The organism is Actinomadura sp. KC345 (assembly GCF_004348515.1).
Classification (GTDB): Bacteria; Actinomycetota; Actinomycetes; order Streptosporangiales; family Streptosporangiaceae; genus Spirillospora.
The window spans coordinates 1-20,025 of sequence record NZ_SMKH01000134.1 but is presented as its reverse complement, the minus strand read 5'-3'; the positions used below and the strand labels follow the sequence as shown (position 1 = coordinate 20,025).

Genomic DNA, 20,025 nt, shown 5'->3' with positions numbered 1-20,025 from the left:
ACCCCGGCCCCCACCACCCGGAGCCATCCCGCCTCCACGGCGGCGTGCTGCTCGCGGTAGGCCCGGTCGACGTCGGCCGTGCCGTCCAGGGTCAGGTTGTACGCCTTGGGCAGCAGGTCCCCGGTCATCAGCGCGGTCGCCGTCCGGTACTTCTGGACGGCGTCCGGTCCCAGCGCCACCGCCGGACCGCCCTCCCGCCGCCCGGACTCCATGGCCGCCTGGACCTGCTGGTCGTAGGAGTGCAGCCCGTCCAGGACCGATTGCACGGTCTGCCTGCGCACCGGGTCGTCCTGCGTCAGCCGCGCGGCCTCCAGTGCGGCGCGCTGGGCGTCCTCCCGGCGGATGTCGTAGACGTACCTGGGGCCGTTGCGTTCGCAGTCCGAGCCCTCCGCGTCGGGATCGCACAGCCAGCCCTCCTCGCCTCCGGCCAGCAGCACGCCGGTCACCTGCGCGTCCATGTCGCTCAGCGCGAGGTACATGTCGGCGGTGGCCACCACCATGGGGCCCTCGCGGTGGCCCAGCGCGTCCATCCCCTTGCGGGCGTCACCGGCGCCCATGGTGAGCACGGTGAACAGGACGGCGAGCGCCAGTGTCGCCAGGGCGGCCAAGGCCCGGACGCGGCCCGCGACGGTGCGGAGAGCAAAGAGCTTGGAGGGCACGCTCGGTTCTTCTCCTTCGGGGGGCGGCTCGGACCGGGATCCAGTCTCGGGGGCCCCGCCGATCTCGGCAAGATCGCCGTCGGATCAGCCGAGTGCGTCGAGCTTGCGTCTCAGCACCGTCCGCTCGCGTTCGTTGCCGGCCGCCTCCAGGGCCCGCTCCAGTTCCGTGCGGGCCTCGCCGGTGCGCCCCAGGCGGGTGAGGAGTTCCCCGCGGACGCCTGGCAGCAGGTGCGAGCCCGGCAACGCGTCACCGGCCACCAGCTCGTCCACGATCGGCAGCGCCGCGGCCGGTCCCCGCGCCATGGAGACCGCCACCGCGCGGTTGAGGTCGACGACCGGGGACGGGGCCAGCCGCCCCAGCGCCTCATAGATCAGGACGATGCGCTCCCAGTCCGTGGCCTCGACCGCCGGTGCGACGGCGTGGCACTCGGCGATCGCCGCCTGGAGCCCGTAGGCGCCCAGGCCCCGGCCCGCCTTCTCCGCGCGGGCCAGGGCCGCGCGGCCGCGGCGGATCGCGGAGCGGTCCCAGCGGCTCCGGTCCTGGTCCTCCAGCAGCACCGGCTCGCCGTCCGGGCCGGTGCGGGCTGGGAACCGCGCCGCCGTCAGTTCCAGCAGCGCCAGCAGCCCGTGGACTTCGGGCTCGTCCGGCACCAGCCGGGCCAGCACCCGGGCGAGGCGCTGCGCCTCGGTGGCGAGATCGAACCGGATCAGGTCGTGGCCGGAACTGGCCGAGGACCCTTCGGTGAAGATCAGGTAGATCGCGCTGAGCACCGAGCCGAGCCGCGCGCTCCGGTCCCGGCCCACCGGGACCTCGAACGGAACCCGCACCGCCTCCAGGGTCTTCTTGGCCCGGGTGATGCGGGCCTGCGCGGTGGCGGTCGGGACCAGGAACGCCTTGGCGATCTCGTCGCTGGTCAGGCCGCCGACCACCCGGAGGGTGAGCGCCACCCGCGCCTCCCGCGACAGCACGGGATGGCAGGAGACGAACATCAGCGCGAGCATGTCGTCGTCGATCCGGTCCGGATCCCACAGCACGTCCTCGGCCTCCCGGACCGGATCGGCGGGCGGGCTGCCCGAGGAGGCGGCGCCGCCCTCGCCCAGGCCGCGGGCGAGCGCGGCGTACCTGTCGTCGCGGACCGAGCGCCGCCGGTACGCGTCGATCGCGCGCCGCCGGCCGACGGTGAGCAGCCACCCGGTCCGGTTGCGGGGGACGCCGTCGCGCGGCCAGGTCACCAGCGCCTCGGCCAGCGCCTCCTGCGCGAGGTCCTCGGCCAGCGCGAAGTCGCCGGTGTAGCGCGCGAGCGCCCCGACGATCCGCGCGGACTCGATCCGCCAGACGGCGGCGACGGCCTCCCGGCCGGCATGGCCGCTCATGTCCCGCTCGGTGTCATCCGTTCGCTCCGCTCAGCGTCATCCGTTCGCTCCGCTCAGAGCTGCCCGGTCGCCTCGCGCCACTCCCGCTCTTTCTTGATCCACTCGTTGTCCTGCGGGAACTCGTCGATCGTGGTGACGCGGCGGATCTCGGTCTTGAAGCCCGGCCCCGCCATCGGCGACCGCTTGGCCCACTCGACCGCCTCCTCCTTGGAGGCCACGTTGAGGATGTAGAACCCGCCGAACAGCTCCTTGGTCTCGCCGTACGGGCCGTCGGTGACCACGGGCGGGTCGGCGGAGTAGTCGACGACCACGCCCTCCGCGGCGTCGTCGAGCCCCTCCGCGGCCAGCAGCACCCCGGCCTGGATCATCTCCTGGTTGTACTCGCCGATGGTGGCGATCATCTCGTTGAAGTCGATCTCGCCCATCCCCGCGAACGCCTCGTCGCCGGCGCGCATGATCAGCATGTACTTCATGGTTCCGCTCCCTGGTCGTCAGGGCCCCCTCTCCGGAGCCTCTCACCCCTAGGTCGAACGGCCCGCGACACGGATCGACACGATCACGGAACTTCTTCTGAGAAATTCGGGGCGGCCCCCGGGCCCGGCGGAGCCGCAGGCCGGTTCGGCCTATGCCGCGCGAACCTCCCCGGTTCCGGGTGGTCAGGGTTGGGGGGTGCCCTGGGCGGTGATCCAGACGGCTATCTGGGCGCGGGAGGAGAAGCCGAGTTTGGCGAGGATGTGTTCGACGTGCGAGTCGGCGGTGCGTTTGGCGATCGTGAGGCGTTCGGCGATGTCGCGGTTGGACAGTCCTTCGGCCACGAGAGCCGCGACCTGGAACTCGCGTTCGGTGAGCGGGCGGGCTTCCTCGGTCGCCGCGCCGGTCCCCGCTCCGGTCGCCGCCCCGGTCGCCGCCGCCCCGGGCTCGGTGGAGGCGGCGGGCTCGCCGAGCGCGTCGTCGAGGTCGCGTTTGATGCGCAGCGCCTCGCGGAGCCGCCGCATCGACTCGTCGAGCTCGCCGCTGAGCCACAGGGCGATCCCGGACGCGATCATGCCGTAGGAGCGGACCCACAGTTCGCCGCGCTCCTCGCCGAGCCGGATGCCCTGGCCTGCGTGCGCGATGGCCGCGGGAAGGTCGCCCCCGGACAGGTGGGCCAGGCTCCGGAACACCTCGCTGAGCAGCCTGAACAGGTCGTCGTGGCCGGTCTCGCGGTACGCGTCGTCGGCGGCGCCCAGCAGTTCGAGCGACCGGTCGAAGTCGCCCGCGAACAGGGCCGCGACGCCCTGACCGCCCAGCGCGTCGGCGATGCCGCTCCGGTCGCCCTCCGCCTGGGCCTGCGCCAGCGCCCGCGGAAGCGTCGACCTGTACAGCTGGGACGTACGGAGCGGCGACGAGCGGCGCGCCGGTCCCGGCGGGATCAGCGACGACCGGGGGAGCGCGCTGGAGGCCCTGGCCGGGGCGCTCCGGGACGAGCCGCCCGGCGCGTGGGGCACGGTCTGGGCGGTCCACCTCGGACTGGGGCGGCGCCCGGAGTACGACTACGCGGGGCTGGTCGCCCTCGGGTCCCACGACCCGCACTCCGGCGCGGTCACCGTCGAAGGCCCCTGACCCGGATTCTGCCAACCGACGCGCGGCGCGGACGCGGAGGCGAGACGGGTGTGATGGTCGACTTCCCGGCGACGGCGTGGCCCGGCCGCCCGGATTCCTTTGCGGGGGAGATGCTTGGAGGTTGACTCCGGGCCATCTGCCGAGCCTTTAATGATCTTGCTCTGGTTACTGCCCCTGGAGGACTCGCATGCGCCCGAAAACCGTCCCGGCCCTCGCGGCGGCCGTCGCCCTGCTGGCTTTGCCGGGGCTGGCCCCGCAGGCTCCCGCCGCGGCGGCCACGACTCCGCGCGACTCCTTCTTCGGCGGCGGGCTTCCGCTGAGCGAGCCGCCGGCGACCACCACGGTGGCGCCGGGGGTGACGCTGACCTCGATGTCCCTGGGAGCCAAGGACGGCGACGACCACTGGACGGTCCACGTGTACCTGCCGGGTGCGGCGGACGGCCCACTCGACACCGCGAACACCGCGCTCGGGCCGAAGGCGACCGCCGACCGGGTCGCCGCCGCGCTCCGCGAGAAGGGGTTCGAGCCCCGGCTGGAGCGGGTCTCCACGCCCGCGTACGCCGACCGTCCGGCGGGCCCCCTCGGCTGGACGGTCCGCGTCGGGCGGCACGCGACGAGCGCCGCGGCGTCCGCGGCGCTCTCCGAGGTCAGGGCGGCCGGGTTCGCGGGCGGTACCCGCTACACCGCGCAGGACGGCACCGACCCCGGGGCGCCCCAGAAGGTGCACGTGCTCCGTGTGGACTTCCGCGAGTTCCGCGGCACGGTCGGCGCCGATCACGGTCCGGCGCTGAACGGCACGGAGAAGCTGACCGACCTCGCCGCCGCGGCGGGCGCGGTCGCCGGGCTCAACGCGCAGTGGTTCTACAACAGCGCGCCCGGCGGCATGTACGTCAAGGACGGCAGGCTGCTCGGCTCGGCCACCCAGGGCCGGGGCGGGATCAAGATCACCAAGGGCGGGCGCTCGGTGGACGTGGACGCCTACACCGCCCGCGTCCATCTCCGGGCCGGGCGCCACCGCGCCGAGATCGACGGCGTCAACCGGCTGCCGGGCGAGATCTGGAACTGCGGCGGCGTCGGCGGCGACCGGCCGACCGAGAAGCCGCAGCACGACCTGAAGTGCACCGACGACAGTGAACTCGTGCTGTTCACCCCCGAATGGGGCACCGCGCCCAGCGGCGCGGGAGCGGAGGTCGTCCTGGACGCGCACGACCGCGTGACAGCGGTGAACGACTCCCGCGGCGCCGCCGTCCCGGCAGGCGGATCCACCATCCAGGCCACCGGCAAGAGCGCCGCCTGGCTCCTCGCCCACGCGAAGACCGGCGACCGGCTGCGGGTGAGCGAACGGGTCGAGGACGGCAGGGACCGCCGCGTGCCGCTGACCCGCGACACCACGATCCTCCAGGTGGGCCCCACCCTGGTCAGGAACGGCCGCGTCTCGGTGAACGCCGCCGCCGACGGCCTGATCCGTCAGGGCGCCGACCAGACCTTCACCTACAACTGGACCGTCCGGAGCAACCCGCGCTCCATGATCGGCATGGACCGCCGGGGGCGGCTCATGCTGGCGGTCGTCGACGGGCGGCAGGCCGGCTACAGCGAGGGACTCGGCATCGCGCAGACCGGCGAGCTCATGAAGCTGCTCGGCGCGCGCGAGGCGCTGAACCTGGACGGCGGCGGCTCCAGCGTGATGATGACCGGGAAGACCGGCATCGTGAACCGGCCGTCCGACGCGACGGGCCAGCGCTCCCTCGGCAACGTCCTCCTCGTCCGTCCGTAGCCGGTCTCTCGGGTCAGTCGGTGAGCTCGAACCCGTCGTAGCGGCCACCTCGTCGCACGTCTGCCGGTACACGCCGACGCCGGCGGGATAGGGCATGAACACCTTGGGCTTGCCCGGCACGTTCGAGCCCGTGTACCAGGAGTCGGCGGCCGGGTAGAGCGTCGCCTGCGCGACCTCGTCGACGTGCCGGGTCCAGGCGTCCTCGGCCTGGGGCGTCGCCTCCATCGTCCGCTTGCCCTGGGCGCGCATCGCGGCGATCGCGTCGCCCACCCACTCCACGTGCTGCTCGATCGAGACCATCATGTTGGAGAGCACCGAGGGGCTGCCGGGGCCGGTGAGCGTGAACAGGTTCGGGAACCCGGCCACGGCGATCCCCAGATAGGTGCGCGGACCCTCCGCCCACTTCTCGGTGAGCCGGGCCCCGCCGCGCCCGCGGATGTCGACCGCCAGGAGTGGGCCGGTCATGGCGTCGAACCCCGTCGCGAACACCACCGCGTCGAAGGCGAACTCCTCCTCCGACGTGCGGATCCCGGCGGGCGTCATCTCCACGAGCGGCGTTCTGCGCACGTCGACCAGGCGCACGTTCGGCCGGTTGAACGTCTCGTAGTAGTTCGTTCCAAGGCAGGGGCGCTTGGCTCCCAAAGGGTGGTTCCTCGGCTGCAATTGCTCGGCGACCTCGGGGTCCTCGACGACTTCGGCGATCCGGTCGCGGACGAACTGCGCGATGGTGTCGTTCGAGTCCTTGCTGAGGATCAGGTCGTTGTAGCCGCTGAGCAGGCTGACGAGACTGTTGTCCTCGTCGTACCAGACCCTCCGGTAATAGCTGTCGCGCTCCTCCTTGGACACCTCCATCGCGCCCTTGGTCGCCTCGGGGAAGGCGACACCGAATCCGGACTCGCGGTCGGCCTTGCGCGACTCGGCGTAACGGGCCTTCGCCGCCCGCTGCTCAACGGGGTCGAGCGGATGGTTGTTCGCGGGTATCACGAAATTGGGCGTGCGCTGGAACACCGTCAATTGCGCGGCCTCCTCCGCGATGAGCGGAATGACCTGCACACCCGAGGACGCCGTACCGATCACCGCGACCCGTTTCCCGGTGAAGTCGACGCCCTCCTCCGGCCAGTGCGCCGTGTGGTAATGGTCGCCGCGGAAACCCTCCAGCCCGGGTATCTCCGGGATCCTGGACGCCGACAGGCAGCCGCTCGCCATGATCAAGTACTGGGCGGACACCCGGTCGCCGCGGTCGGTGCCCACGTGCCACCGTCCCGCGCCCTCGTCGAACACGGCCTCGGTCACCCGGGTCCGGAGCCGGACGTCACGGCGCAGGCCGAACCGGTCGGCGACGTGGTCGATATATCTGAGCAGCTCCTCCTGGGACGGGTACTCGGGAGAGGGAGGCCCGTTGCGTCGACCCGGCGGATGTGTGCGTCCCGCCCGACCGGCCGTCGTTCTCCCGTTTCCAGCGGGCCGTGAAGTCGGGATGAAGTCGATGTGAAGCCCTCCGTTGTTTGAATCCGGTGACTGCGTGTCCGCCCGGCCCTTCGCCTGCTCTGTGGAGACCGCCGACGATTCCCCCTGACCGCCGTCCACGAGCTGCCCGGGAGAGTGAACCGGCCGGCTGCTCCGTTCCGGCTTCACCGCGGTTTCGCCGGACATCGGACGAGGACCGGCGCGGGGCCGTCCGAAAGGGTCCGATTCCGTCCGAGGGTTGCCTGAACAGGACGGACCCGCGTTCGATATCGAGCAGATCATGTCGGCGTGCGGCCGGTGCGGACCATTGTCCGTACCCCGGGCCGCGGCGCGAACGGGGGTTTTATGGACGGGCACGGGGGTGCGGCCATCGCCGTCCGGGAGGCCGGCGCGTACAAGTATTCGCAGGGGGGTGTGTGCGTCAGTTTGCTGGGGCCTTTCGACGTGACCGTGAAGGAGCGTCCGGTCTCATTGACCGCGGGTAGGCTGCGCGCCCTCCTGGCGCTCCTCGCACTGTCGCCCGGCCGGGTCGTGACGGCCGAGCGCCTTGCGTCGGCGCTGTGGTCGGAAGGGCGTCCGCCCCACAACGTCCGGCGCAGCGTCCAGACCTATGTCTCGCGGCTGAGAAGCCTGCTCGGTCCCGATTCGATCGCTTCGAGGAGCACGGGTTACGTGCTCCAGACCGCCCCTGAAAGCGTTGACGTTCTTCGCTTCGGGAAACTGCTGGCCCATGCGTCCGCCTCGTCCGATCCCGCTGAGGAGCGGACCTGCCTTTCGGAGGCGCTCTCCCTGTGGCGCGGCGACCCTTTCGACGGGGTGCCCAGCCCGTGGCTGAAGGAGTCGCAGAGCACCGGACTGGTCGAGCGCTACCTGACCGCGCTGGAACGGCGCATCGGCCTGGACCTCGCCGCCGGCAGGCACAGGGAACTGGCGGCCGAACTGGCGGGCCTCGTCGCCCGCCACCCCCTGAGAGAGCCGCTGTGGAGGCAAATGATCATCGCTCTCGACCGGTGCGGCCGCCGCGCCCACGCCCTTGCGCAGTACGAGGTGATCCGCTCCCGGATCGCCGCCGAACTCGGCGTGGACCCCGACCCGTCATTGCAGCGGATCTACTCCGACCTGCTGGCAGGCCGAGCGCTCTCCACCACGGAGGCATGACCGGCCCTCCTGGCCGCCGGCGTCCGGCCTCCACGCGGAACCGAACGCGGCCGGACGCCGCGGGGATCGCGCACCGCCGGGTCCGGACAGTCGCGTGCGTGAGTATGGGCCCTTCCCTGGGCAGGCGGACGCCGTAAAGTAGGGCGTCGGTGACAAGTGGTGACCATTGGTTCAATGCAGGCCATGGTCGTGCGGCAAGGGGGCTCTGGACCGCGCACCACTCCGAGGGAAAGGAAGCCCGGCCGTGCCCCGTCCCGAGCGCGAGCTTGACCCGGACGCCGGCCCCCTCCAGCGGTTCGCCCATGAGCTGCGCGAGCTGCGGCGGCAGGCGGGCGAGCCCGGCTACCGGCAACTGGCCGAGGCGACCCGGTTCTCCGCCTCGGCGCTGGCGGCGGCGGCGCGGGGGGAGCGGTTCCCCAGCCTCCAGGTCACCCTCGCCTACGTCGAAGCCTGCGACGGTGACCGGGAGCGATGGCGGCGCGCCTGGCACGACCTGCGCCGCGAACTCGCCGTGGAGACGGAGGGGCCGGCGGCCGAGCCGCCGTACCTGGGGCTGTCCCGGTACGAGGCGGAGGACGCCGGGAGGTTCTTCGGACGCGGGGAGCTGGTGGGCGAGATCCTCGCCTGCCTCGACAGGACCCGGTTCGTCGCCGTGTTCGGGCCGTCGGGGAGCGGGAAGTCCTCGCTGCTGCGGGCGGGGGTCGTCCCGCGGCTCGGCCCGCGGGCGGAGGTCGTCACGCCCGGCGCGTCCGAGCCGCCGCCGGAGGCCGGGGCACTGGTCGTCGACCAGTTCGAGGAGATGTTCACGCTCCACCGGGACGCGTCCGAGCGCCACGCGTTCATCGATGCCCTGCTCGACCGTCCGGGCCGGGTGATCATCGCGGTGCGGGCCGACTTCTACGGGCACTGCGCCGAGCATCCGGGGCTGACCGCGGCCCTGCGGGAGGCGAGCGTGCTGGTCGGCTCGATGCGCGGCGAGGATCTTCGTGAGGCGATCGTCAAACCCGCCGCGAACGCCGGGCTGATGGTCGAGCCCGCCCTGGTGGCGCGGGTGATCCAGGACGCCGGCACCGAGCCGGGCGCGCTGCCCCTGATCTCCCACGCCCTGCTGGAGACGTGGAAGCGGCGCAAGGGCAAGAACCTGACGCTCGCCGGCTACGACGCCGCGGGAGGCGTCCACGGCGCGATCGCGGACACGGCCGAGAGCGTCTACCGGTCGCTGCCGGCGCCGGAACGGCAGGCGGTCCGGCGATTACTGCTCCGGATGGTCAACGTCACCGAGACGGGACCAGGCCACGGCACGCGGCGTCCCGCCCACCGGTCGGAGGGGGACGCCGCCCTCATCGAGCGGCTGGTCCGGGCGCGGCTGGTCGCCATCGACGGGGACACCGTCGAGATCGCGCACGAGGCGCTGATCCGGACCTGGCCGCGGTTGCGGGACTGGATCTCCGCGGACCAGGAGGGCCTGCGCCTGCACCGCAGGCTCGGCATCGCCGCCGCCGAGTGGGAGGCGATGGAACGCGACGAAGGGGACCTCTACCAGGGGGCACGGCTGGAGGCCGCGGCCGAGTGGGCGGGCGCTCACCCGGACTACCTCACCGTGCGGGAACGTGCCTTCCTGGACGCGTCCACCGCCGCGGAGCTGGCCAGGAAGGCCGCCTCAGAACGCCGTACGCGTACCCTCCAGGGCCTGGTGGCGGCGCTGTCGGTACTGCTGCTCGTCGCGGTCTGCGCGGGGACGGTGGCGGTCACCGAACGGGTCGAGGCCGACGACCAGCGCCGGCTCGCCCGGTCCCGCCAGCTGGCCGCCGAGGCCCTGACCCGGCTGCCCACGGACGTCCCCGGCGCGGCCGACCGCGCGGTGCGGGCCCACCGTCTGGCGCCCACGCTCGACGCCCGCAGCGCGCTCCTGAGCATCGCGGGACGGCAGCCGTACCAGCACCGCCTCTCCGGGCATGCGGGCATGGTCAAGTCGGTGGCGTTCAGTCCGGACGGCCGGGAGCTGGCGACCGGCGGCCAGGACGGCGCCGTGATCACCTGGGACGCCGGACGGCGCGTCCCGCGCGACCGGTTCGCGGCATCCGGGGGAGCGGTCCGCACCCTGGAGTACAGCCCGGACGGACGCCTGCTGGCGACGGCGGACCTCGGCGGCGTGATCACGCTGTGGCGGACGTCGGACCATACCCCCGTGCGGCGGATGAGGATGACGGGCGTCCTGGACGGCCTGGCCTTCAGCCCGGACGGCCGCCGGCTCGCCGCGGCGGGCGCGGCGCACACGGCCGCCGTCTGGGACGTCGCGACCGGCCGCGAGGTCGACGAGATCGACGGCCACGGCGCCCGTTGACGGAGGTGGCGTTCGCGCCGGACGGCCGCACGGTGGCGATCGCGGGCGACGACGGCCGCGTCGCGCTCTGGCGCCCGGACGAGAGCCGGGTCCGGACGCTGGAGGCCGGTGACGCCATGCTCGCCGCCGTCGCCTTCAGCCCGGACGGCCGATCGCTGGCCGCCGCGGGCGACGACAACGAGGTCCACCTGCTGGACCTGGAGCGCGAGGAGGAGCGGGGCCCGGCACGGCGGATGCAGCACACCGACACGATCTCGGCGCTGGCGTTCATCGACGGGGGGCGGACGCTCGTGTCCAGCGGATACGACCGGGCCGTCAAGCTCTGGGAGACCGGCTCCCGGGCGAACATCGCCACGCTCACCGGGCACACCGGCGGGATCTACGACATCGCCGTGAGCCCCGACGGGAACCGGATCGCCTCGGCCGCGCTCGATCAGACCACCCTCGTCTGGGACCTGCGGCGGGCGCCGTACATCGGCCACACCGACTGGGCCAACGACGTCGCCGTCGGCCCCGGCGGGAAGGGGTTCGCCTCCGTGGGCCAGGAGGGCAGCCTCCGCTGGTGGGACATGGCGTCGCGGCGCCCGTCCGGTACCGTCTCCGCGCACCCGGGCGGTTCGAGCGTGGTGGACCACGGTCCCGGGCTGGTCGTCACGGGCGGCGACGACGCGCTGGTCCGGATCTGGCAAGACCGCCGGCGCGTCGCCACGCTGCGCGGCCACACCGACAAGATCTACGCCCTCGATCTCGCTCCGGACGGGCGGACGCTCGCCGTGGCGGACCAGAGCGGCGCCCTCATCCTCTGGGACGTGGCCGCCCGCAGGCAGACCGCCGTCCTGAAACGGGGCCGGCCGCTGGTGAAGAGCCTCGCGTTCGGCCCGGACGGGCGGACGCTCGCCACCGGCGACGACGACCGCCAGGTGACGGTCTGGAACGTGGAGAGCCGTCGCCGAACGGTCGTCCTGCCCGGGCATCCCGGCGACGTGGAGAGCATCGCCGTCAGCCCAGACGGGCGGCTCCTCGCCGCGGGCGGGGGCGGCGGACAGGTCCTGCTGTGGGACCTGCGCCACCGCCGCGTGACCGGCCGGCTGCGCGGCCACGCGGCCGAGGTACGGGCGATCGCGTTCAGCCCGTCCGGCGGCCGGCTCGCCACCGCCGGGCTCGACCGCACGGTGATCGTCTGGGACGCTCCCCGGCGGTCGCGATGGGCCGTCCTCACCGGCCATTCCGACGTGGTCCTCGGCCTCGACTTCGCCCGGGACGACGGGACCCTGCTGTCCTCCGGCGGAGACCGGACGATCACGTCCTGGGACCTCGACCTCCGCCGCGCCACCGCCACCGTGTCCGCGCTCCGCTGAACGCGACGGCGTCGCCTAGCCCCCGAAGACGGGGACGTCCGGGATCTTGCCGAAGCTGACGGCGTTGAGCGTGACGGTCTTGGTCCCGGCAGGCGGCGCCGTCAGGTAGACGTACGAGCGGTACGGCGTCTTCGGCCGCCAGTACTGGACGCCCGAGCCGACGTACGTCCCCTCCTCGTCGCTTCCCTGGGGAGCGGTGAGCACCGGCAGGTAGGTCTTCCCGGAGCCGTCGGTGACGCTGAACCCGTTCACCCCCTGGCCGCCGAATATCCCTTCACCCCCGAAGGCGGCCGGCTGGATGTCCTCGGCGTCGCTGGTCACCTCCACCACCCCGACCAGGAAGGCGCCGTCCCTGTAGAAGGGGTGGACGCGCAGCCGGAACGGCACCGGCTCGCCGATGCTGTTGCGGCCGTTGGCCTTGCGCTCGGCGACGACACCGCCCGGGGCGGACCGGAACTCCGCGGGACGTCCCGCGCCCCCCGCGCCCCCGGGGGACCCTCCGGCGGCTCCGGGAGCCCCGGCCTTGAGGCCGTAGCTGATCTCGACACGGCGGTTGCGGGCTCGGGCCTCGGGATCGTCCGCGCCGTCCTTGGTCTCCTCGGCCAGCGGCTCGTCCGACCCCTTGCCCGAGACCTCGAACCGCACCTGGCCGAGCCTGGGCGCGATCGCCGCCTGGACCGCCCTCGCGCGGCGCTCCGACAGGTCCTGGTTGTAGCCCGGCGTTCCCTTGCCGTCGGTGTGGCCCTCGATCGTCACCGGCTGGGTGGTGTCGGCGCGCTGGGCCATGTCCTGCGCGATCTTGTCGAGGATGCCCTGGGCCCTGCCGGAGAGCCTGTCCGAGTCGAAGGCGAAAAGGACGTCGCTGCGCAGGTCCTCGGTCTGCGTCCCGCCGCCGGTCGTCGAGGTTCCGGCCTCCCCGTCGATCTGGTCGTAGAGATCCTTGATGACGGGCTCCGTACCGGGGGCGGGCTGCTCGACGGCGTACACCTTGGTCTGGCCCGGCGTCGGATCGGCGGTCCCGGTGGCGGTGGGGCCCGGCCGCGCGGCCCCCTGCGGCGGCGCGGCCGGGCCGTCGGTCACCGTGACGCCGGGCAGCTCCGAGGTGCTCCCCGGCGTGAGCACCGAGACCCGCTCGACCGCGGGCGGAAGGGCGGGGAACCAGATGTCCGACTCGTAACGGACGCCCTTGGTGAAGTACAGCTCGTACGTGCCCAGCTCGTAGTGGGCCATCGACTCGTACAGCTTGCGCCCCACCGGATCGAGCAGGCGATAGCCACCGAAGCTGAGATTGGCGCCTTCGTCGCCTTCGTCCAGGTAGTTGACCGCAACCCGCAACTGCGTGAACTCGCCCCGCCGCTCAAGTCCGAGGACCTCCAAGCGGTACTTGCCGGCCTGGGTGTCGGTGATGGACAGGCCGCCGAAGATCCCCTCGCGGGCGATGACGGCATCCCTCCGGCCGAGCGTCGCCTCGGACGAGGCACCGGACCCGCCGCCCCCGCCCTTCTCCCCGTCTCCTCCGGGACAGGCGGTAAGCGCCAACCCAAGCGCCACGGACAGGGCTGCGAGACGCATGAACTTCATGGACGTGGTGCTGACGACGCGCACGGGAGTCCTCGAATGGTGGGGGAGCGGCAGGTGACCGCTGGGAAGCTACCCCCGGCGACGTTGTGCACCAAGGGGTCTCGCAACTGCACAACCCCGTCCCGTGCAGGGGGGGATCAGCCCGAACTGGTCCATCGCCCCGCCCCGGGGTCACCGGACGATCGTGAGCGTCAGCGAGCCGGCGGCCAGGGCCAGGTAGGCGCCGGGAAACGCGATGTTGTAGAAGACCCTGGCCCGCACATGGGCGACGACCGCGCCGATGTAGAAGGCGGTCAAGCCGGTCGCCGCGGCGACCGCTATCGCGGTGGCGCCCAGCAGGCCGAGGAGGAGCCCCGCCGCACCGGCGAGCTTGAGCGCGGCCAGAGCCGGCAGCCAGGAGGCCGGCACACCCACTTCGGCCCCGTTGGCGAGGACGAACTTCGCCTTGGCGAAGTCGGCGAAGGCGATTCCGGCATTCGCCAGAATCGTGAGGATGACCACGGTGAGGTAGGCGACGAACATGGGCGAGGCTCCCTATCGGTCTTCGATGTTCAGCAGGGCCAGGCGGCGGTGGTCCGCGACGACGTCGTAGTGGGCGATGCGGCCTTCCGCGACGCAGAAGACCAGCGCGGTGAGCACATCGCCGCGAGCCGCAACGACGATTCCCGCCCGGCCGTCGATCGTCGCGACGCGTGCCCGGCGCGCGACCCGCTGGAGTGCCCTGGTCTCAAGGGCCACCTGCCGCGCGCCGTGCACGCGCTGTGGGGTGGAAGGGGGAAGGGCCTGCGGGTCCGCCGTCCTCGTGACCTCCGGGTGCAGCAGCGTGACGAGTCCTTCGAGGTCGCCCTCCTGGGCCGCCTTGAGGAAGGCGGTCACCACACGGCGCGTCTCCTCCGGACCCGCGCCCATCGGTGCGCCGGGTTCGCCGGAGTGCTGCCGGACCCGCCCCCGTGCCCGGCTGGCCAGCTTCTTGGCGGATCCGAGAGTCGTTCCCAGGACATGTGCGACCTCGTCGAACGGTGTGCCGAAAACGTCGTGCAGGATGAGCGCGACACGCTGCGGGGGCGTCAACTCGTCCAGGACGATCACCAGCGCGCGGGCCAGTTCGTCCGCGAGGAGCGCGACATCTTCGGGGTCTTCGGGCGCCCCGCCCGGCTCCACCCCGGCTTGTGGCAGCCGAGCCGGCTCCTTCGGGTACTCGCGCGTCCGGCGGAGCAGATCGAGGCACAGCCGCGTCACGACCGTGGTCAGCCACGCCGCCACGTTGTCGATCCCGTCGGTGTCGGCTCGCGCGTACCTGGTCCACGCCTCCTGGACGACGTCCTGCGCGTCCGCGTCCGACCCGAGAATGCGAAACGCCACCGCGAGCAGGTGTTTGCGCTCCCGGTCGAAGACCGCGATCCGCTGGGCGTCCCCGTCCATCGTCACCCCCCTGGTCTGCTTCTGTCGCCCTTCGACGTGCGAGAGCCCGGAAAGGTGACCCCGGAGCGCCTACCGGGCGCTCCGAGAGGTCCCTCAGCTCGGGGACGGATGTCCGCCCGCGTCGCCGCGGGGCGTCCACCCGCTCGATCGAGCCCGCGTCAGGGGCGACCGACGAGTTCGGGCCCCTTTGCGCGCCTTTGCAATGCAAGGGGATTTCAGTGAAACAAGTGAATAGGCCGTTGCGAGATCTTCTCGCGCGGTTACGCGGGCGCCTGAGGTCGCTGTCCGGCGATCTGAGCGCAACGAAACCGGAAGGTCCTCGCGAAGGTCGTGTTCGCCGATACGGTGAGCGTGGCCAAGGGCTACTTCCTGGTGGCCGTGGGCGTCACGGCCAACGTCGGGCCGGTGACCACGGTTCTCGTAAGCGCCCTCAGCAGCACTCTGGTCTTCTGGATCGTGGTCCGTCCTTCATGGCGGACGATCGAGTCTGCTTGGGCGACGGCACTCCTCATGGGCCTCAACATGGCGATGAACAACATCGCATTCCAGTTCGTCCTGAGGTGGGTGCACCTGCACATCCTGGCACCGCTCAGTTTTCTGTGCACGGCGGTGTTCCTGGGCGGCGGCGATGTCGTCCGGGATGCCAGGAACAAGAAATACTCGACCGCTCTGTGGCCGATGCTCGCTCTGCTGGGCCTCTGGGCACTGCTGAACGGTCCGGGCCGGAGTGAAGGCGGACGAGGCTTCACCGACGCGATTCCAGAAGTCCGGATCCTGGGTCTGATGGTCCCGGAATGGGCCCTGGGCGTGGGCGCCGTGATTCTCGTCGCCGCCACGTCGGCATCCTCCTGGGAATGCTCGTGGAAAGGGTGACGCCCGGCCCCGCGGGGGCGGTGGGAATCGCCTTGATTCTCGTCGCCTCGTTCGGAGCCGCCAGGTATCAGAGTCGGAACAAGCCCGGCGCTGAGTGATCCGGTCCGCGGCGGGGGGACCCCCTCCCGCCGCGGTCATTCAGGAAAGCCGGACGGAAGCCCATCGTTGTCAGCCCAAGTCGACGAGCGGAACACGGGCATCGGATCGGTGCACAGGCGGACACACTCGCGGAGCTGGCGAGAACATGTTGGTCATACGGGGTGCGCCGTCAGGGACTTGAACCCCGAACCCGCGGATTAAGAGTCCGCTGCTCTGCCTATTGAGCTAACGGCGCCTGTCGGTGGGGGACCGGCCCCGGGTGGGGTCCCTCGCGACAGGAAGAACAGTATCAGGAGCGGTGGACCAGTGCGAACCGGTTTAGTCCCGGGCGGGAAGGACGCTCATCATGCCGCGCCAGAGGGCGATGGCGGTGGCCCGGGAGCTGACGCCCAGCTTGGCGTAGATGCGGTTGACGTGGTTCTTGACGGTCTTCTCGCTGAGGAAGAGCTGGCGGGCGATCTCGCCGTTGGAGCGGCCGGTGGCGATGAGGTCCATGACCTCGGATTCGCGGGCGGACAGGCCCAGGGTGGTACGGGAGGCGTGGCGGACGCCGCGGATGAGGTCGGGGACGGTGAAGGAGCCGGGGACGAGGTGTCCGCAGGCGCCGGCGTGGAGGGCGTCCTGGACGGCGGGATGGTCCGGGGCGGCGAGGACGAAGACGCGGGAGCTGTTGCTGAAGGGGGTGGCGTGGGCCGCGGAGTCCGCGTCGAGGAGGACGATGTCGGGGCGCAGCCGTTCGGCCAGGACGAGGGCCACCGTGGGGTCGGGCGCCTCGGCGACGACGTGGAGTTCGTCGCTGGCGTCGAGGAGGGTGGTCACGTCCGCCCGGACCTTCGGGTCGCCGTCCACCACCAGTACGCGCAGGGGGGCCGTCTCGTCGACACTCATCCGTTGCCCTTGGGTTGACAATTATAGGGTGGGAGCATAACGGGCCGATCTTCTGGCGTCGATGGACTGGACGATCAAGCCCGTCCGGGACAGCCGGATCCGGCCGGTGCCGAAAGTGGCATATGACGCAAACGGTCCCAGCATCCGGTGGGATCGTGCGTCGATGGACAGTTCAGCGGCCATTTACGTGGCGGTGGCCCTGGTGTGCACAGGGTTGATGGGGGCGGCCTTCGCCCGGTGGCGGCGCGCCCTGACGGACCTGCGGAAGACGAAGGCCGGGGTCGGCGCCCTGCGCACGGTGACGTTCGGGGAGTTCCGCCGGATGGCGATGTTCGGCGGCCTGCTGGCGGTGCTGGTCTGGCTGCTGACGCGGCAGGGGTGAGCGGACGCGCGAAAGCCCTGGCCGCCTGAGCGACCAGGGCTTCTCTGGGGTGAGTGAGGGGACTTGAACCCCCGACATCTTGGACCACAACCAAGTGCTCTGCCAGCTGAGCTACACCCACCGTGGCCGGGATCGCGTCCCGGCTCCCAGTAGTGTAGCGGCTCCGCGGGTGTGGGTCAGCCTGAGGCGACTTTGGCGGCCACGGCGCGGGCGGTCTCCGAGTCGGGGCCGGGCTGGGGGACGAAGACGGCGGCGCGGTAGTAGCGGAGTTCCTGGATGCTCTCGGTGATGTCGGCGAGGGCGCGGTGGCCGCCCTTCTTCTCCGGGCTGGCGAAGTAGGCGCGCGGGTACCAGCGGCGGGCCAGTTCCTTGATGGACGAGACGTCCACCATGCGGTAGTGGAGGTGGCCGTCGAGGGCGGGCATGTCGCGAGCCAGGAACGAGCGGTCGGTGGCGATGGAGTTGCCGCAGAGGGGGGCCTTCTTGGCTTCCTTGATGTGGCCCTTGATGTAGGTGAGGACGACGTCCTCGGCCTCGGAGAGGGTCACGCCGCCGGGGAGGGCTTCGAGGAGGCCCGAGCTGGTGTGCATGTCACGGACGACCTGGGTCATCTGTGTGATCGACTCCGGCGGGGGCTTGATGACCACGTCCACACCCTCGTCGAGGATGTTGAGTTCGCTGTCGGTCACCAGCGCGGCTATCTCGATCAGCGCGTCGTTGCGCAGGTCGAGTCCAGTCATTTCGCAGTCGATCCAGACGAGCCGCTCGTTCATGGATTCACCCTACGGCCATGAACGACTGCACGGGGCACTGAGGCGGATCGATTTACGAGGTCACGCGCCGGGCGATGTGGCCCGGGACGGGGATGCCGGTACGCAGGACGGGGTCGGGTGAGGGCGCGCCGAACGCCTGGTGGACGGGGACGACACCGGCCCAGATGTCGAGGGCATAGTCCTCGTCGTCGTCGCCTGGTGGGCCCTGCCGGACCTTCACGGACGCCTCGTCCAGGGGAAGGGCCAGTACGGAGGAGGCGGCGAGTTCCTTGCGGGTGGGGTGGCGGGCCACGTCCCATTGGCCCGGGGCCAGTTGCTCGGTGATGGCACGGAGACCGGCGAGCTTCTCGTCGGTGCCGGTGACGAGGCGGGGCGTCCCGTAGATGACGGCACTGCGGTAGTTGAGCGAGTGGTGGAAGAGGGAGCGGGCGACGACGATGCCGTCCAGGTGGGTGACGGTGACGCAGATCTCCTGGGCGGGGGCGGCCATGAGGCTGCCGGCGCCGGTGGAGCCGTGGACGTAGAGCGTGTCGTCCAGGCGCCCGTAGCCGGTGGGGAGGACCCGCGGCGAGCCGTCCATGATGAGGCCGAGGTGGCAGATCATGCCGTCGTCGAGGATCCCGTAGAGGACGGTGCGGTCGCTGCTGGAGCGTTCGGGCTTTCTGCCCAGACGGGTGCGTTCGGTCGAAGAGAGTGGGGTCATGTCCGTTTACGCTATGGAGAGAGTGGCCTGGTCGGTAGTGCCACTTGACGCGTATAGCCGGAGACCACTTTGTCGGTAGACCTGCCGCTCACCGTCGACAGGGACGGCGGCGAGCCGATGAGCGCCCAGCTCGTCGGGCAGTTGCGCACCGCGCTCGGGGAAGGGCGGCTGGCGGCGGGCGAGCGGCTTCCCGCCAGCAGGGCGCTGGCCGGCCTGCTGGGCGTGAGCCGGACGGTCGTGACCGAGGCCTACGAGCAGTTGTACGCGGAGGGCTGGCTGGAAGGCCGCCATGGGTCGGGGACGTATGTGACCGAAGGTGTCGCCACGCCGCCTGAGCCGCAACCCCCGCCGGTCATGCCGATGTCGGTCCGGAGGACGGCCGCCCCGGGCGAGATCGACCTGAGGCCGGGGCTCGCCTGGGTCGGGGCACTCGACACCCCCGCGTGGCGGCGTGCGTGGCGGCTCGCGTCCGGCATGCCGCCCCAGCAGCGCCAGGACGCGCACGGACTGCCGGGACTGCGCGTCGCTCTGGCCGACTACATCAGACGCAGCCGCGGCGTGACCTGCCCCGTGGACGGGCTCCTGGTCACGCGGGGCGCGACGAACGGGCTCGATCTGCTGGCCGCGACGGTCCTGCGCCCGGGTGACCGGGTCGGGGTGGAGGAGCCCGGTTACCTGCGGGCACGCGCGGTCCTGGCGGGACGCGGTGCCGAGCCGGTGCCCTGCCCGGTCGATGAGAACGGCCTCGTCGTGGACGCCCTCCCCGGCGATCTGCGCCTCGTCTACACGACGCCGTCACACCAGTTCCCGATGGGCGGCGTCCTGCCCGTCCCACGCCGCCAGGCCCTGCTGGCGTGGGCGCGGCGCAACGGGGCGCTCGTGGCCGAGGACGACTACGACGGCGAGTTCCGCTACGACGTCGGTCCGCTGCCCGCGCTCTACGGGCTCGACCCGGACGTGGTCGTCTACCTGGGCACGACGGCCAAGATCCTCACCGCGGACATGGGGGTCGGCTGGCTCGTGGGCCGCCCCGACGTGGTGGGGCGGGTCGCGCTGCGCCGCGAGGAGCTGAACGACCGTACGGCCGTGGTGCCGCAGGACGCGCTGCGGCTCCTGCTGGAACGCGGCGATCTGGATCGCCATGTGCGCCGGATGCGCGGGGAGTACGCGCGGCGGCGGGACGTGGTCGTCCGGGCGCTCGACGGGCTGCCCCTGCGGGGCGACACGGCCGGCCTGCACCTCGTGGTGGACGTCCCGCCACATGAGGCGGGGCGGATCGTGCGGGAGGCGGAGGGACGGGGCGTCCTCGTGGAGACGCTCGACCACTGCTACGCGGGCGCGCGGCGCGCGCCGGGACTGGTGATCGGGTACGGCTCGGCGGAGAGCCGCGCGGAACTCCGCAAGGGGTGCGAGATCGTCGGCGAGCTCGCGCGGGCCCGCTGAGGGCCCCGGGCGGCGCGGGCAGGTCCGGGTGGCGTGCGGCCGGGCTCCGGTCAGTTGGACATCGCGGACTGCGCGACCGGTACGGGTTCCGGTGCGGGCTGGAGGGGAGCGGGACGTCCGGGAGG

Annotated in this window: 18 protein-coding genes, 2 tRNA genes and 1 pseudogene; 9 read left to right on the top strand and 12 right to left on the bottom strand. The window is 72.0% G+C overall.

The genetic code is table 11. From position 1 onward, the window contains the following. The 4 genes and pseudogenes from E1281_RS22040 to E1281_RS41350 all read right to left on the bottom strand — a co-directional run. Nucleotides 1-659, bottom strand: a pseudogene (locus E1281_RS22040) (hypothetical protein); the annotation flags it as partial. Between the two features lie 84 nt (nt 660-743). Then, nucleotides 744-2,033, bottom strand: coding sequence for a DUF6596 domain-containing protein (locus tag E1281_RS22035; protein ID WP_131881130.1), 1,290 nt, complete (start codon nt 2,031-2,033; stop codon nt 744-746). Between the two features lie 53 nt (nt 2,034-2,086). Beyond that, complete coding sequence (locus E1281_RS22030) at nt 2,087-2,506, bottom strand: YciI family protein (RefSeq protein WP_131881128.1); 420 nt, start codon at nt 2,504-2,506, stop codon at nt 2,087-2,089. Between the two features lie 183 nt (nt 2,507-2,689). Beyond that, complete coding sequence (locus tag E1281_RS41350; protein WP_131881126.1) at nt 2,690-3,520, bottom strand: LuxR C-terminal-related transcriptional regulator; 831 nt, start codon at nt 3,518-3,520, stop codon at nt 2,690-2,692. A 302-nt stretch (nt 3,521-3,822) separates the two neighbouring features. On the opposite strand from E1281_RS41350, the gene E1281_RS22020 reads away from it, so the two are divergent. The 6 genes from E1281_RS22020 (at nt 3,823) to E1281_RS22000 (ending at nt 11,736) form a co-directional block, all read left to right on the top strand. After that, complete coding sequence (locus tag E1281_RS22020; protein WP_131881125.1) at nt 3,823-5,409, top strand: phosphodiester glycosidase family protein; 1,587 nt, start codon at nt 3,823-3,825, stop codon at nt 5,407-5,409. Between the two features lie 463 nt (nt 5,410-5,872). Continuing rightward, nucleotides 5,873-6,016 (top strand): hypothetical protein, encoded by a 144-nt coding sequence (locus tag E1281_RS40395; RefSeq protein ID WP_165959042.1) that lies wholly within the window; start codon nt 5,873-5,875, stop codon nt 6,014-6,016. A gap of 56 nt (nt 6,017-6,072) precedes the next feature. Further along, on the top strand, nt 6,073-6,879 hold the full coding sequence (locus E1281_RS42035; protein WP_243717236.1) for a hypothetical protein: 807 nt from the start codon (nt 6,073-6,075) through the stop codon (nt 6,877-6,879). A gap of 468 nt (nt 6,880-7,347) precedes the next feature. Then, nucleotides 7,348-8,034 carry an AfsR/SARP family transcriptional regulator gene (locus tag E1281_RS22010; RefSeq protein WP_165959041.1) on the top strand — a complete coding sequence of 229 codons (687 nt, stop codon included), beginning with the start codon at nt 7,348-7,350 and terminating at the stop codon, nt 8,032-8,034. A gap of 244 nt (nt 8,035-8,278) precedes the next feature. Then, complete coding sequence (locus tag E1281_RS22005; RefSeq protein WP_131881121.1) at nt 8,279-10,378, top strand: hypothetical protein; 2,100 nt, start codon at nt 8,279-8,281, stop codon at nt 10,376-10,378. A 5-nt stretch (nt 10,379-10,383) separates the two neighbouring features. Next, nucleotides 10,384-11,736: a WD40 repeat domain-containing protein gene (locus E1281_RS22000; RefSeq protein WP_165959040.1), complete on the top strand. Its 1,353-nt coding sequence runs from the start codon at nt 10,384-10,386 to the stop codon at nt 11,734-11,736. A 15-nt stretch (nt 11,737-11,751) separates the two neighbouring features. On the opposite strand, the gene E1281_RS21995 is transcribed toward E1281_RS22000, so the two are convergent. The 3 genes from E1281_RS21995 to E1281_RS21985 all read right to left on the bottom strand — a co-directional run bounded on the left by E1281_RS21995 (nt 11,752) and on the right by E1281_RS21985 (nt 14,739). After that, on the bottom strand, nt 11,752-13,341 hold the full coding sequence (locus E1281_RS21995; protein WP_131881118.1) for an OmpA family protein: 1,590 nt from the start codon (nt 13,339-13,341) through the stop codon (nt 11,752-11,754). 147 nt (nt 13,342-13,488) lie between these two features. Beyond that, nucleotides 13,489-13,839, bottom strand: coding sequence for a DoxX family protein (locus E1281_RS21990; RefSeq protein WP_131881116.1), 351 nt, complete (start codon nt 13,837-13,839; stop codon nt 13,489-13,491). A gap of 12 nt (nt 13,840-13,851) precedes the next feature. Further along, nucleotides 13,852-14,739, bottom strand: coding sequence for a sigma-70 family RNA polymerase sigma factor (locus E1281_RS21985; protein WP_131881114.1), 888 nt, complete (start codon nt 14,737-14,739; stop codon nt 13,852-13,854). A 330-nt stretch (nt 14,740-15,069) separates the two neighbouring features. Between E1281_RS21985 and E1281_RS21980 the strand changes: the two genes are divergently transcribed. After that, the gene (locus E1281_RS21980; protein ID WP_131881112.1) at nt 15,070-15,612 is read left to right on the top strand and encodes a hypothetical protein; all 543 of its coding nucleotides are present in this window, start codon (nt 15,070-15,072) and stop codon (nt 15,610-15,612) included. A 261-nt stretch (nt 15,613-15,873) separates the two neighbouring features. Here E1281_RS21980 and E1281_RS21975 read toward each other — a convergent pair. Continuing rightward, nucleotides 15,874-15,946 (bottom strand) — tRNA-Lys (locus tag E1281_RS21975). Nucleotides 15,947-16,029: 83 nt separating this feature from the next. Then, a complete protein-coding gene (locus E1281_RS21970; RefSeq protein ID WP_131881111.1) occupies nt 16,030-16,599 on the bottom strand; it encodes a response regulator transcription factor in 570 nt (189 codons plus the stop codon). Nucleotides 16,600-16,762: 163 nt separating this feature from the next. Between E1281_RS21970 and E1281_RS21965 the strand changes: the two genes are divergently transcribed. Continuing rightward, the gene (locus E1281_RS21965; RefSeq protein WP_131881109.1) at nt 16,763-16,981 is read left to right on the top strand and encodes a hypothetical protein; all 219 of its coding nucleotides are present in this window, start codon (nt 16,763-16,765) and stop codon (nt 16,979-16,981) included. A 45-nt stretch (nt 16,982-17,026) separates the two neighbouring features. On the opposite strand, the gene E1281_RS21960 is transcribed toward E1281_RS21965, so the two are convergent. From E1281_RS21960 to E1281_RS21950, 3 genes are all read right to left on the bottom strand, one after another. Further along, a tRNA-His gene (locus tag E1281_RS21960) sits at nt 17,027-17,102 on the bottom strand. 55 nt (nt 17,103-17,157) lie between these two features. Continuing rightward, nucleotides 17,158-17,754, bottom strand: a complete 597-nt coding sequence (gene orn, locus E1281_RS21955; RefSeq protein WP_131881108.1) for an oligoribonuclease — start codon at nt 17,752-17,754, stop codon at nt 17,158-17,160. A 52-nt stretch (nt 17,755-17,806) separates the two neighbouring features. Continuing rightward, complete coding sequence (locus tag E1281_RS21950; protein ID WP_131881106.1) at nt 17,807-18,457, bottom strand: pyridoxamine 5'-phosphate oxidase family protein; 651 nt, start codon at nt 18,455-18,457, stop codon at nt 17,807-17,809. A gap of 69 nt (nt 18,458-18,526) precedes the next feature. Here E1281_RS21950 and E1281_RS21945 point away from each other — a divergent pair, with 69 nt between their 5' ends. Beyond that, on the top strand, nt 18,527-19,900 hold the full coding sequence (locus tag E1281_RS21945) for a PLP-dependent aminotransferase family protein (RefSeq protein WP_347813300.1): 1,374 nt from the start codon (nt 18,527-18,529) through the stop codon (nt 19,898-19,900). Nucleotides 19,901-20,025: the final 125 nt, after the last annotated feature.

Coding starts and splice junctions, on each gene's coding strand:
- E1281_RS21985 (WP_131881114.1), bottom strand. CDS start 14,739: ATGGACGGGGACGCCCAGCGGATCGCGGTCTTCGACCGGGAGCGCAAA.
- E1281_RS21950 (WP_131881106.1), bottom strand. CDS start 18,457: ATGACCCCACTCTCTTCGACCGAACGCACCCGTCTGGGCAGAAAGCCC.
- E1281_RS22035 (WP_131881130.1), bottom strand. CDS start 2,033: ATGAGCGGCCATGCCGGCCGGGAGGCCGTCGCCGCCGTCTGGCGGATC.
- E1281_RS21970 (WP_131881111.1), bottom strand. CDS start 16,599: ATGAGTGTCGACGAGACGGCCCCCCTGCGCGTACTGGTGGTGGACGGC.
- orn (WP_131881108.1), bottom strand. CDS start 17,754: ATGAACGAGCGGCTCGTCTGGATCGACTGCGAAATGACTGGACTCGAC.
- E1281_RS21990 (WP_131881116.1), bottom strand. CDS start 13,839: ATGTTCGTCGCCTACCTCACCGTGGTCATCCTCACGATTCTGGCGAAT.
- E1281_RS22030 (WP_131881128.1), bottom strand. CDS start 2,506: ATGAAGTACATGCTGATCATGCGCGCCGGCGACGAGGCGTTCGCGGGG.
- E1281_RS40395 (WP_165959042.1), top strand. CDS start 5,873: ATGGCGTCGAACCCCGTCGCGAACACCACCGCGTCGAAGGCGAACTCC.
- E1281_RS22020 (WP_131881125.1), top strand. CDS start 3,823: ATGCGCCCGAAAACCGTCCCGGCCCTCGCGGCGGCCGTCGCCCTGCTG.
- E1281_RS21965 (WP_131881109.1), top strand. CDS start 16,763: ATGGACAGTTCAGCGGCCATTTACGTGGCGGTGGCCCTGGTGTGCACA.